Origin of the sequence: Caldalkalibacillus uzonensis (assembly GCF_030814135.1) — a bacterium.
Taxonomy (GTDB): Bacteria; Bacillota; Bacilli; order Caldalkalibacillales; family Caldalkalibacillaceae; genus Caldalkalibacillus; species Caldalkalibacillus uzonensis.
The window spans coordinates 156,035-168,574 of the sequence record NZ_JAUSUQ010000005.1 but is presented as its reverse complement, the minus strand read 5'-3'; the positions used below and the strand labels follow the sequence as shown (position 1 = coordinate 168,574).

Genomic DNA, 12,540 nt, shown 5'->3' with positions numbered 1-12,540 from the left:
TATCGACGTTCGTCTGTGTCTAAGGCTTACTATATAGATATGTCAGGGGATTTCATCTGGACGAGGCACCTGCCTTGCACGTTCATAATTGGTCAAATGGCTCAATCATGTGGCAATCGCCCACACACTTTGTCATACACTATAGTATGAGCCTAAGGTTATAAGCTGGCCTCTGTCACATGGACTGTGGCTGACACTATCCGTTGAGGTGGTCCACATGTACGTTTATTTACCCCCGGAATATATTCAACACCTGGAAGAGCGCCTTCAAAAACTGGAGAAAGATAATGAGGAATTGAGACAGAAGCTGGAAAACATCAAACCGGTCCATATTGAAAACATCAATTACAAGATTCAAGAATTGGTGGTCCAGGAACTGAGCGGAACACTCAATATTGGCTTTACGGCAGAAGCTGATGCCGAAGAGATTCAAAAGTGGTTCAATGAGGATGGCAAGGAAGGGGTTCAAATCAACGATTTGGAGGAAAACCAAGCGGCCAACAACAAACAAACGGAGTAGAAACATCTACTCCGTTAAATGAGGTTGATCCCTGTACAACATGACCAACGCAGACAAACCGATGGCCCACAATATAAACGCTAATATCCCGTCTGTCCAGGCAATCACACTATCCATACGGCACCTCTCCTTAAATACCTCACTGATTGCACATCCGTTAGTACAGCTTATGGCCTGTACCAAGGAAATAGAACTCATAATTGGACAACCTTTTCCTTACAAAATCTTTTGAGAGTCTATATACACATGTCCAATCTTTCAAAAATTAAAATACATACACTAATTTTGAGTCTGCTTATTACTATAATTAAAGGAGGTATGGTTATGGCCCACCCGTATTATCACCTTTGCCGGGCTAATATAGGGCGTATCGCATATATCCGGACAAGAGATGGGAGAAGAATATCCGGTCGTGTTGACAGGGTTACACCTACTCATGTTTATATTACCCCCCTCGGACAGGGTGTCTCACTTGAGCCGAAAGTTGAAGAAGGGACACCTGACGCTAAGCACGCCATAACAACCACATCAAAGGAAAAAGGAGAAGAAGTTTTGTTCTTTTTCTTTCCAGTGGCGGTAGCTCTTGCTGCGATTGCTGCTATTGCCTTCGCAGCTGCCTTTTTCCCGTTTGCTGGATTTAGAAGACCATTCTTCCGCCGTCCTTTCTTCCCACGGCCCTTCGCCCGCAGAGGCTTCTTTTATTGAATGGTGTCTAGAGTAGAAACATGGTAGAAGAGCCCAAAAAAGTTCAGCAACATTTTAAATGGTGACCTCTGTACAGGTCACCATATATATTTCACATTTAATATTTTCTGTATTATGATAGAGAAAAAGAGTGGGAGGGTGTCACAGATGAGTGAATGTAAACTGGACCATTCTTTGGAGGATGTGCAAAAAAAGTTGGAAGAACAAGCGCCGTTTTTACCTGAGGACTTGTACAGCCGGTTCAAAGCCTTTTTAACTTCCGATGTGGATCAAGCGACTTTAAACGAAGCATTTCATTTATTAAAAAAATATGATCTGGCTTCAGCTGAAGAGCAACAAGCCCGAAATGCCAAGATCGAAGTAATGATTCAAGGTTGAGTCCTCTTATGAAGGTTCATTCTCCTTATGGTAGAGCCCCGTACGTCTCTATGACGCATGGGGCTTTTTGTGGAGCTTTCGTTGTTACAGCACGATTGTTTCTACCCATGTCAGCAGTTTGTCCGTCTCAACCAACAATCCTGTTGGAAAAGGGGCAATCCCCCTGCGATCACACTGATGGACATAGTGCTGCCGGTCGGCTTCCTGCCAGAACACGGCCCACTTAATGTTAGACAGCTGTTCAAGCAAAGGCAAATCTTTCTCATGACGGATCAGAACCAGCTTAGGAAAATCAGCTTGTTTAAATCCTTCCACAAGAGCCAAATCATAATCACCTGCATGTTGGACCAGCCGGAGTAACTGGTCTAAAGATTTTTCCTGATCATGTGCCATTGTCAATCCTATTCCATGTGGAGACTGAATCAGAATGGACTGTGCACCTGCCTGGCGGTGAGCCCAGGTATCGGTTCCCTCCCGGTCCATATCAAAATGGCCATGATCATGTTTGACCGTTAAAATGCGCAGGCCATACCCATGGACGAGGTGGCGAACCACCTTGGTGATCAATGTGGTTTTGCCGCTGTTTTTATACCCGACTATCTGTAATACCGGGATCTGGTTTTGTTGTTTAGACATAAAAATTCCCCTCATCCGGCCGCTCCAGCCACAACACTTCCACTTCTCCTTGCAGTGTATCTTCTCCCCTCCGGGCAATATTTTCCCCTGGTTTAACCGGCCGTTTGACCTCGATCCAGGTTAAAGGAGGGAACCGGGTGATCGGCAATCAAATCTTCAGCCAGGTAACGGCCATTGGCTTCCGCAAGGGGAACCACTTCCGTTTCACCCAACTCAACCCTGGCCATAATCCGGTTGATCGCTGCGGATACATCAAGGGGCACTCGGTTTTGGTTCATGGCTGTTCCAACTCCCGTTCAGATTCATTTCTTTGCTGATATCTTAACTTAAACAAAGCCCTGTTCCAGCGTGAAACAGGGCTTAAGAGGTCATATTCTGTAACAACGATGGACCGTTTAACTCACTTCCGTTTCCAGATCCTCAATGCGCTTCTCTACATAACGGGTATCTTTATGGGCATAGTACGTGTCTGCTTTTTCCACCACGGCAGCCACATTGTATTCGGGCACACCCGCAAATTCTTCATAGACTCCTTTTTCCAGGAGCACATTGCCTTCCGGCCAATAAACCTGAATATTGCCAGGACGGACATCCTCATATTTGGCCCGTCCTTGTAAGAAGCCAAACTGGTTATAGACCACAATGGCCTCACCCTCTTCAATATTCAGCTTTTTGGCATCTTCCGGATTGATAAAGATATCGTGCCGCTCTCCCCCTGTCGCGGGGTCTTTTTCACTGAAAATCATGGAGTTAAATTGCTTGCCCCGCCGGGTGGTGACGTAGAATTGTCCTTCTGTTTTGCGCAGCTCCGGAATCTCTATGGGAATCAAATTGCCTTTCCCGTCCGGGGTGGGGCAAATCCCGTCTTCGCACAGCCAGGCCCCGCCCCATTGAAAGAAGTCTCCTTGTTTTTTCAAATGCTGGATGCCGTCATAATTAGGGTTAGCTTTAGCAATCTCCTCCCGGATGGCCTGGGCATCTTTAAACTGAATCAGGTGCGCCTTTTCCGGATATACCCTGGAAGCAAGGTCGATATAAATCTGCCATTCGGCTCTGGCCTCTTCAATACGCGGCCCTTTGATTTCCGGACTGAAATAAACCATGCGTTCCGTGCTAGTGGAGGTGCTTCCCCCCGGCTGTTCAAAGCGGGTCATGGCCGGCAGCACAATCACCTCTTCTTTGGCATCCACCAATGTGGAGGTATTAAGAATAATATCCTGATGCACCCGTAACTCGACGGCCTCAAGACATTTCTTCACAAAATCAGGGTCAGGCATGGTTTCCAAGAAATTGCCGCCGCTGGTGTAGAACAGTTTTGTTTTGCGCTCATGGCCATCGGGCAGCAAGGCATTTTCCAGGGAGACACCCACAATATCGCCAGGCCATCTGGGGATCTCAAAGCCCCAAATCTCTTCCATGCGCTTGACATTCTCCTCATCCAAGGGACCGCCGCCAGGAAGTGACATGGGTTCGGCCCCCATCTCACCTGCTCCTTGGACGCCGCTGTGACCGCGAATGGGCATGACACCGCAATGTTCACGCCCGATAAACCCGCGCAGCATGGCCAGGTTCGCCACTTGGGAGACGTTGTCTGTGCCAAAGCGGTGCTGGGTCAGGCCCATGCTCCACACAAAAACGCCTGACTTGGCCTTGGCCAACAGATCGGCGAACGCTTTCATCCGCTCGCGGGACACACCGGCCGACTTCTCCAGTGAGGCCCAGTCTTGTTTCAGCACATGGGCTTTCAACTCTTCGAAACCATTGGTATGTTCACGGACAAAGGCAAGATCAATGGCTGAGCCGGTTTCTTGCTCTTCCATTTCAAACCAGTGTTTCATCACCCCGTTCATAAAGGCAATGTCCCCGCCAATGTTCACTTGGTAGACATCATCCACCAATTTAGTGCCAAATAAGGCACTCTCAGGGATGGAGGGAATCCAGTAATTTTCCATAGACGGTTCACGGTAAGGATTAATGAGGATAATTTTGGTCCCCTTCTTCTTGGCCGCATACATATACTTGGTGGAGACAGGCTGGTTGTTGGAAGGAACGGAGCCCCAGAAAATCAGCACATCGGTGCCGATCCAATCCTTATAACTGCAGCTGGAAGCCGCAATGCCCAAGGAACGTTTCAGGGCCGTTTTGCTGGGCGAATGACAAATGCGTGAAGCATTGTCAATATTGTTGGTGCCCAGAAAACGGGCCACTTTGGTCGCTGTGTAATACACCTCATTGGTAATGCCGCGGGATGTGAGGTAAAAGGCCAGCTGTTTGGGGTCAATGCTTCTGATTTTGGTTGCAATGCGGTTCAGGGCCTCATCCCAGCTGAGGCGGGTAAACTTGTTTTCTCCCGGCTTTCTTGACATGGGAAACGGGATCCGGCCCAGCTTGCGCAACTCGGTGCTGTCCAGTTTCCTTAACGCCTCGACATCCTCCAACACGGCTGGATTTAAAGCCGGCATGGTATTTAAGCGCAATACATTGAGGCGGGTGGTGCACAAATGGGGCCCTGTCAGGGTCTGGTCGTATAACCCCCCCACCCCCAAGGCACAGCCATCGCACACGCCTTGGGTCAGGATCCTGTAGGCATAAGGCAGGTTATCCCGGTTTTCCCACACCACTTTAAGGGTGTCCCGAATATGTTTCGGTTTGATTTTGCCCAGCCCCATCGGCACCTTGCTGACCCACAGGGAAGGGGTTGGGGATGTGTCCAGTTTGATCGGTCCTGTATGTTTGGTTTTACCCATGACAATCCTCTCCCTTAACAATATGTTGTGCTGTGCTGACCTGTTTTTCTGCTGTACTCACTTTCTATGTTGAAAAAAACGCCGTATATCGTTTGTTCGTTCACCTGGAACAACGATACTACGGCGTGTTGCCCTTCCAGCAGGAGCGCTACCGAAGAGCCAACAACTGCAATAGGCGACTGAATCTGTTTCCCAAATGTAGCTGATCCCTATTCTTCTCGTTTATGCTTACAAAACTTAGCCTCAATATCCTGATCAAAGACAAAGATGGACATACCAAAATCCCGTTCTATATCAATATCCACAAACAGGTCAACAAACTTAGCCCCCAAGAATTCTTCCATTTCAACCGGATGGTTTTGCCGGTACATCTCTTTGACCATCTCAGTGCGGGCGGCACGCAACATTTGCTTGCCTTCATCGTAATTGGCAATAAATTTTTCCACAGGAGACAGGTTCCCTTCCAATTCACAAATCGCCCAATTTTTACAGAAGGTGGTCACAATCTTGCGTGGCCCTTTGCCCATATGTTTCTTGCGGAAAGCTCTGACCAGATTGCTAAACTCGGCTTCATACTTGTTCATTCTGTCCAACCTTCTTCAGTCTTTATTTAATATTAGCACGACTGCTTGGAACGGTAAATAACTCAACATACAACTCAGCTATTCTCTTCTGCCAGCTTAACCGGCCAGCTCCATGTTGCCCTGCTTGGCTTCTTTGGTATTACGGACGCGCAAGCGTCGAATGTCAAGGCGGATGAAGAGGGATACGGCCAAAGCGATAACGAACATACCGCCAAAAATATACGCTGAATCACAAAAAAAGCAGTATATACATTGGGACGGCCAATGTAATCGGAAATAGAGGCCCACATAATGCGGCCCAGACCGTTAAACAAGCCCATAGAGGCAGCAATTAGCCAGCGGTTTTTCTGTTTCGCCATCCTTCCCCATCTCCTTTCAACTTTGTCCCTTGCTTCATTGTGAATTCGTTTTCACACAAAAAACCGTCGTAAACACTTTGCAGTTTTACGCTGCAAATGGTTTACGACGGTTAGCCTTTAGCAGGGCCACTACCAAGTGCCAACGGTCAGTGCTGATCTGACTGGCTCCACCCCCCTATTAACCGATGACAGGGCCGCTGTCTCGTATCAATAAGGAACAGAGCACCGGTAGTAAGTGTGTCAGTGACGAAAATCACTGATGTAATCATTAATTGTGACAGATTTCTTACAAAACGTTGTCTGAAACAATATTATCATGATAACGTATACATGACAATATCTTTTTTGTTTTTTTGAAACCCCTGTGAAGGAGAGAAAAAAATGACCACACCAGAGATCACCACAGGCTGGCGCATGATGAAATACAAGGATAAGTGTGTTGTCTCTTGTGAGGACCAGATTGTCACTGAATATCCTTTAACCATTTACCTGAACGGAGACGAGTTTGCCACTTTGGTGTGTACACCAACTCACCTGGAGGAAATGACCGTTGGTTTTTTGGCTTCAGAAGGTGTGATCTGCCGTTACACTGAAATCAAGTCACTTCATATTGATGATGACCAAGGGCTGGCCTATGTTGAATTGCATCATTGCTCTACACCTGCACAGACGTTCCATTCCAAACGCTTTATCGGTTCCTGTTGCGGGAAAAGCCGCCAGTCATTTTATTTTTATAATGATGTGCGCACAGCTAAAACAGCTGTCACCAAACTTGCCATTACGGCCGAAACATGCTTGGCTTTAATGGCTGAGATGCAAAACCAAAGCAACACTTTTAAAACAACCGGCGGGGTGCACAACGCTGCTTTATGTTCCCCAGAGGGCATTCTAGTCACCCGGACGGATATCGGCCGCCACAACACTCTAGATAAATTATACGGCTATTGTCTGATGCAGCGTATTCCTGTTGGTGATAAAATTATCACCTTCAGCGGCCGAATATCCTCAGAGGTGTTGCTGAAAGTTTCCAAGATGGGCATAGGCATTCTGCTCTCCAAATCAGCCCCGACTGAATTGGCCTTACGGATGGCGGACGAGCTTAATATCACCACGGCTGGTTTTATCCGGGGCAATCAAATGAACGTTTATACCCATCCTGAGCGAATCTTGTTATAATCCTGGGGTGTATTCATATTGAAAAAAGGATCCGGCTGTTTGGTCCAGGTTTGCCATTCTTCTTCTTGGATCAAATAGCCTTTTTTCAATTTGGAAAAAAGATCACTCCACCGCTTTTCCCCCCGCTCCAGCAATTCCTCAATTTGGGCAGCCAGATTCCGATATACCCCGGCAAAAGGTTGATACTTTCCGCCAGATAACGGCACGTAGGCTTCATGTCCCGGCTGTTCCTGAATGAGTTGTTTTAACCCGTGCAGATAATCCTTATCCAAACAAGGCATATCACAGGCACATACAAAATAATACGGAGAAAAAACGGCCTTCATCCCAGTATACATGCCCGCCAAGGGGCCATATCCCTTATAGCGCGGGTCATCCTGTACAAGATGAACAGATTTACCCTCCCTAAAAAGGGAAGCTATTTGGTCATGATCCTCTTGGCGAACAACAATGACGATATCCGTTGAAAAGGGGCTTAACAATTCTGACAGCCGCTCAACCATGGTCTGATTCTGAATCGTAAGCAATGCTTTGGTCTGGCCCATGCGGCGGCTGGCTCCCCCAGCCAAAATAATGCTTGTCCATTTCACATTGCTCCGCTCCTCTATGAATATGATCTCTTCACCACGTCAAAGGTGCGCATAAAATGGCCCAAATGCCAAAAACTATCTTACTAAGCATGTTCTATATGTTCTTTCCATGTTCATTTTAGCATGTTTAAGGAGCCCTGATCATGAAACGAAAATTTATCAAGCCGTTAAGTGTGGCAGAATTAAAGAAGAAGAAACTGCAGCAGGAATATGAAAAAAAGCAGCTGGAACCTTTACAGGGCATCCGCCTGCATGAATCCTTGGACGTTAATGTCAAGTGGCTGAAAGACATTTTTAAAGACTGTGAAGATCTTGTGGAACGCGAATTTTACATTGGGGGACATCAACATCTGAAAGCAGTCATGTTTTTTATTGACGGATTGACCAATAATTTTGTAACTGATGAGTACGTCATTGGCGCTTTAACCAGAGAGATCATAGACCGGATCCCTGATCACCTGCTGACCGATCACAAACAAATGTATGCATGGGTGAAGACCGCCGGACTTTATGCCAGTGAAGTGGAAGAAGCGCTGGAATTGAAACAGATCGTGGAAAGCATCTTGGTCGGGGACAGTGTCCTGTTGATCGATCAGGTCGATAAAGCTTTAATTGTAGACACACGGGGCTGGGAAACGAGGGGTGTGGAAGAGCCCAGTAACGAACAAGTGATCAGGGGGCCCCGTGACGGATTTACAGAAACGATACGGGTCAACACCGCCTTGATCCGCCACAGGATCAGAGATCCCCAGCTACGTCTGGTTCATTATAAAATAGGCGAACGCACCCAAACTGATGTGGGCTTGATGTATATAGACGGTTTGGTGGACAAAAACACCTTGCAAGAAGTGAAAAACAGAATGGAGAACATTACCTTCGATGGCATCCTGGAGAGCGGCTATATTGAGCAGCTGATTGAAGACCATCCCTGGTCTCCTTTCCCGCAAGTGCAGTACACCGAACGTCCTGATAAAGCTGTCTCCCACCTGCTGGAAGGCAAAGTGATTATCCTGGTGGACGGTTCTCCTTTCGCGCTGATCGTTCCGGCTATCTTTATCCAGTTTTATCACAGTCCAGAGGATTATTATGAGCGGTTTATTATCGGCAGCTTGGTACGCTTTATCCGCGTGCTCAGCTTCTTCTTTGCCTTACTGCTTCCCTCTCTGTATATTGCCTTTTCCTCCTTTCATCCGGAAATGATTCCCTCCAAACTGGTCATCGCCATGGCAGCAGGGCGGGCGACCGTGCCTTTTCCTGCCATTGTGGAAGCGATCCTAATGGAAATCGCGGTTGAAATTTTGAGGGAAGCCAGTGTCCGTCTGCCCGGATTAATTGGGCCAACCATCGGCATTGTAGGTGCCCTGGTTATCGGTGAGGCGGCTGTGACTGCCGGTCTGGTCAGTCCCATCATGGTGATTGTTGTCGGATTAACCACTATTTCATCGTTTGTCATCCCCAATTACAGTGCCGCCATCGCCCTCAGGATGCTGCGTTTCCCTATGATGTTGTCAGCAGGTATGTTTGGACTGTATGGCATTATGTTTTTTGCCATTATCATCATCATCCATCTCTGTTCTTTAAAGTCTTTCAATGTGCCTTATATGGCCGGGTTTAGCCCTGCCCGCCTGTCGGATCTGAAAGACACCGTGTTCCGGGCACCTTTGTATAATCTGGAAAAACGGCCAACGCCTTTTAACACACAGAATACCTACCGTCAACAGACAACTCAGCAGCAAGGTGGAGAGCAGCATGCAACTGCGCAAGGACATGGGCAGGCCAACGGCCAATAAAGCCCCTCAAGCTGAACAAGAAAAAGTGATCATCACTCCCAGGCAATCCGGTTCCCTCATCGCCAGCACACTGATTGGCGTAGGGATTTTAACCCTCCCCCGGGGTATGTCTGAAGCGGCCCGCGAAGCCGCCTGGCTGACCACCATTCTGGGCGGCTTGGTCACTTTACTTTTCATGATCATCTTGACCCGGTTAAGTTTTCGCTTTCCCTTGAAAAGCTTGGCTTCCTATGCCCCGGAGATTTTAGGCACCAAACATAACCCCAATATGATTGGCAAGGTGCTGGCTGCACCCATCATTGTGGGATTTATCGGGTATTGGCTGTTTGCCGTGGCCATGGTCGTCCGGGCCTTTGGTGAAGTGGTTGTCTCTGCTGTCTTAATAAACACGCCGCTCGAAGTGATAATTATAAGCATGTTGCTCCTTTCCTACATTTTAACATGGTACGAAGTGGAGGTGGTGGCCAGGATCAACGAATTACTGCTGCCCCTCATTGTGATTCCCAGTATTTTAATCATTCTGTTTGCTGTGCAAAGTTTCAAGCTGGAATATTTTCTGCCGCTGTGGCCAGACGTGCGCTGGCAAGATTTCCTGTACGGGGTCGTCATCTCCGCCTTTGCTTATGCGGGGTATGAAGTGATCACCGTTTTCGGCGGCTATACTTTTGTGACCAAAGAAACCCTGCCAGCCAATGTGATTGGCTTTTCCACTCCCCTCTTAATCTATACGGCGGTAGTGGTTGTCGCTGTGGGCACGTTCGGCACAGAAGAGTTGCAAGTGCTCCTTTGGCCCACCTTTGAGCTGGTTAAAACCACAGAGGTGCCAGGCGTGATATTGGAAAGAGTAGAGTCCGCTTTTCTGGGGGTGTGGGTGGCTGCCGTGTTCACTTCCTCGGCCAACTTGTTCTACGCCACCTCCTTTTTAGCCAAAAAGTATGTCGCCCGGGGAAAAACACACGTCTATGCGCTCATTTTCCTGCCCATCGTGTACTGGATCGCTTCGATTCCCGAAAACGTGCATACCTTGTCCGACTGGCAAACCTATGCCGGCTATGCCGGGTTGATAGTCGGCGGAGGGGTGCCGATCCTGTTGCTTATTATCGCCCGTATCAGAAAAATTGGCCTGACTCCCCAACCAGCAAGACCAAACAAATCAACAAACAAGGGACAAACCAGATAACAATACCAGCTCCCAATAAGCTGACGAAGAAGGTGACAGCATGCCTGTGCTAAAACGTCTTCTCTGTCTGACGTTAACCATTACCCTGCTCCTGACAACAGCCGGCTGTTGGGACCGGCGGGACCTTGAAGAGCGTATCTCTGTGGTGGCCATTGCCGTCGACAAACCAAGCCAGGAGGAACAAAATGCCGGCCAAAAGTACAAGGTGACCATTCAGGTACCGATCCCCATCCGCATTGCTGGCGGAGCTGAAGGAGGCGGGGGCGGAGGAGGCGGCGGCGCCGAATCCGTCAAAGTGATGAGTGCCACCGGTTTCTCTGTCAGCCAGGCCTTGGACAATCTCCAAAAACGCTTAAATCAGCAACTGTTTATGGGCCATACCCGGGTGTTAGTCATCAGTGAGGAGGTGGCCCGGGAGAGAATCAAGGAAATCATCGACGGCTTCCGACGCAATCCCCAAATACGGCGCTTGCTGTGGCTGTTAATCTCAGAGGGCAAGGCAGAAGACGTCTTACGTGTGTACACCGATCTGGAGCAAGTGCCGATTGTGTATATCATGCTCATGCTTGAGAACGGCGCACGGATGGAAGAATTGCCGGACATCTCACTGGGAGATTTCTATATTGCTCTGTCAAGCACCACATTTGAACCGCAAACGAATTACATCAAGGCCGATAAGAATGAGGTAGCCTGGAAGGGCGTGGCCTTATTTAAAGGAGCAAAAATGATCGGTACCCTTACCGACAGTGAAGCCTGGATCCTTATGCAACTCCAAGGTATGGGCACAGGCGGGGAGTTTCTTGTTTCCATTAACGAAAATGACAAGCGTCATCAGGTCCTGCTCGATCCGGAACACTTAAAAACCAAAACCCGTATTCAGGTTAATAACGGCCAAATCAAAGCCAGTTATCATGTGGAGATTGAAGCAGAGGTCAAGGAGAAAAACGCTGACATTCAACTTAACGATCCGGCTGTGCTTGAAGATGTAGCCAAAAAAGCAGAAGAGCAACTGCAGAATAGGGCCCATGAACTGATCAGCAAATTGCAGACAGAATACGGAGTAGATGCCTTGAAACTGGGCTTAAAGCTGAAAGCGTATCATTACAAAACATGGGAAAAAATAGACTGGGAAAAAGAGTTTCCCCATGCCATCATTGATGTGACTTATGATGTTAAAATCCGCCGGACAGGGATGCAAATGAAACTTTAATTCTGACCATCCAGTGACGCATATAACTTCTGAGCGGAGGTAACCTAAAAAAGCTTTCATAAAAAAACCTCCACTGATTAAAAACAACCGATTTAAATTGCAGAACGAGGTGGTTACCATGAAAAGATTGTGTTGTGTTGTGGCAATGCTGATCCTGATCGGGGGCTGTACCCTCAATAACATGGATGAAGGGATGGAGTACTTTGCTGAGTCTCAAACCGAATTAAAACGAAGCCAAATCCCCACCATTACCGTTAATGGTCAAGAAGTGCCTGTTTTACGGGGTGAAATCCGCCCTGAACAACTCTCAGGAAACACGCAGCCTGCCCCCGTCCAGGCTGGAGGGACTGTGGAGATCAAATTTGAATATGCTCCGCAAAATCCTCACATGAGAGTTCAGGAATGGCACGGCGGACAGCATACCTGGAAAACAATTGAGGGCAACCAGTTTGTACTCCCTGAAGATCCAGGGCTCTACCTTTATAATCTTCATGTCAACTGGGGACAGTATGATGATCTAACCGGCAGTTACAGCATATTTCTCGATGCTCGCTGAAAAAAAATTTCATCGTAAACCGTCATTATCAGTATTAAACACAATCCTTCGCAGCGGCGGCGTTTACAAGGTAAACGTCTGCCACTATTTTTCCATTTATTAACTTTAT

At 47.8% G+C, this 12,540-nt stretch carries 14 protein-coding genes; 8 read left to right on the top strand and 6 right to left on the bottom strand.

What is annotated here, in order from left to right; all coding sequences use genetic code 11:
* The first annotated feature begins 217 nt into the window (after positions 1–217).
* The 3 genes from gerPC (at position 218) to J2S00_RS08485 (ending at position 1,603) form a co-directional block, all read left to right on the top strand.
* Positions 218–520, top strand: coding sequence for a spore germination protein GerPC (gene gerPC / locus J2S00_RS08495; RefSeq protein ID WP_307338123.1), 303 nt, complete (start codon positions 218–220; stop codon positions 518–520).
* A 324-nt stretch (positions 521–844) separates the two neighbouring features.
* Positions 845–1,225, top strand: a complete 381-nt coding sequence (locus J2S00_RS08490; RefSeq protein ID WP_307338120.1) for a hypothetical protein — start codon at positions 845–847, stop codon at positions 1,223–1,225.
* Positions 1,226–1,372: 147 nt separating this feature from the next.
* Positions 1,373–1,603: a hypothetical protein gene (locus tag J2S00_RS08485; protein WP_307338118.1), complete on the top strand. Its 231-nt coding sequence runs from the start codon at positions 1,373–1,375 to the stop codon at positions 1,601–1,603.
* Between the two features lie 84 nt (positions 1,604–1,687).
* Here the strand turns inward: J2S00_RS08485 and mobB are convergent, their stop codons facing one another.
* From mobB to J2S00_RS19900, 5 genes are all read right to left on the bottom strand, one after another.
* Complete coding sequence (gene mobB / locus J2S00_RS08480; RefSeq protein WP_307338116.1) at positions 1,688–2,239, bottom strand: molybdopterin-guanine dinucleotide biosynthesis protein B; 552 nt, start codon at positions 2,237–2,239, stop codon at positions 1,688–1,690.
* 92 nt (positions 2,240–2,331) lie between these two features.
* Complete coding sequence (locus tag J2S00_RS08475; RefSeq protein WP_307338113.1) at positions 2,332–2,517, bottom strand: hypothetical protein; 186 nt, start codon at positions 2,515–2,517, stop codon at positions 2,332–2,334.
* 117 nt (positions 2,518–2,634) lie between these two features.
* Complete coding sequence (locus J2S00_RS08470; protein WP_307338111.1) at positions 2,635–4,986, bottom strand: FdhF/YdeP family oxidoreductase; 2,352 nt, start codon at positions 4,984–4,986, stop codon at positions 2,635–2,637.
* A gap of 209 nt (positions 4,987–5,195) precedes the next feature.
* A complete protein-coding gene (locus J2S00_RS08465) occupies positions 5,196–5,570 on the bottom strand; it encodes a Na-translocating system protein MpsC family protein (RefSeq protein ID WP_307338108.1) in 375 nt (124 codons plus the stop codon).
* A gap of 74 nt (positions 5,571–5,644) precedes the next feature.
* Entirely contained in the window at positions 5,645–5,929 is a 285-nt protein-coding gene (locus tag J2S00_RS19900; RefSeq protein ID WP_370875854.1) for a hypothetical protein, read from the bottom strand.
* 381 nt (positions 5,930–6,310) lie between these two features.
* On the opposite strand from J2S00_RS19900, the gene fdhD reads away from it, so the two are divergent.
* Complete coding sequence (gene fdhD / locus J2S00_RS08455) at positions 6,311–7,105, top strand: formate dehydrogenase accessory sulfurtransferase FdhD (RefSeq protein WP_307338105.1); 795 nt, start codon at positions 6,311–6,313, stop codon at positions 7,103–7,105.
* Here the strand turns inward: fdhD and mobA are convergent.
* Positions 7,075–7,695 (bottom strand): molybdenum cofactor guanylyltransferase, encoded by a 621-nt coding sequence (gene mobA, locus J2S00_RS08450; protein ID WP_307338102.1) that lies wholly within the window; start codon positions 7,693–7,695, stop codon positions 7,075–7,077. The genes fdhD and mobA overlap by 31 nt on opposite strands.
* 143 nt (positions 7,696–7,838) lie before the next feature.
* Here mobA and J2S00_RS08445 point away from each other — a divergent pair, with 143 nt between their 5' ends.
* The 4 genes from J2S00_RS08445 to J2S00_RS08430 all read left to right on the top strand — a co-directional run bounded on the left by J2S00_RS08445 (position 7,839) and on the right by J2S00_RS08430 (position 12,431).
* A complete protein-coding gene (locus tag J2S00_RS08445) occupies positions 7,839–9,485 on the top strand; it encodes a spore germination protein (RefSeq protein ID WP_307338098.1) in 1,647 nt (548 codons plus the stop codon).
* A complete protein-coding gene (locus J2S00_RS08440; protein WP_307338095.1) occupies positions 9,445–10,665 on the top strand; it encodes a GerAB/ArcD/ProY family transporter in 1,221 nt (406 codons plus the stop codon). Before J2S00_RS08445 ends, J2S00_RS08440 begins: the two co-directional genes overlap by 41 nt.
* Positions 10,666–10,705: 40 nt before the next feature.
* Positions 10,706–11,875 carry a Ger(x)C family spore germination protein gene (locus J2S00_RS08435; protein ID WP_307338092.1) on the top strand — a complete coding sequence of 390 codons (1,170 nt, stop codon included), beginning with the start codon at positions 10,706–10,708 and terminating at the stop codon, positions 11,873–11,875.
* Positions 11,876–11,993: 118 nt separating this feature from the next.
* On the top strand, positions 11,994–12,431 hold the full coding sequence (locus J2S00_RS08430) for a hypothetical protein (protein WP_307338089.1): 438 nt from the start codon (positions 11,994–11,996) through the stop codon (positions 12,429–12,431).
* Positions 12,432–12,540: the final 109 nt, after the last annotated feature.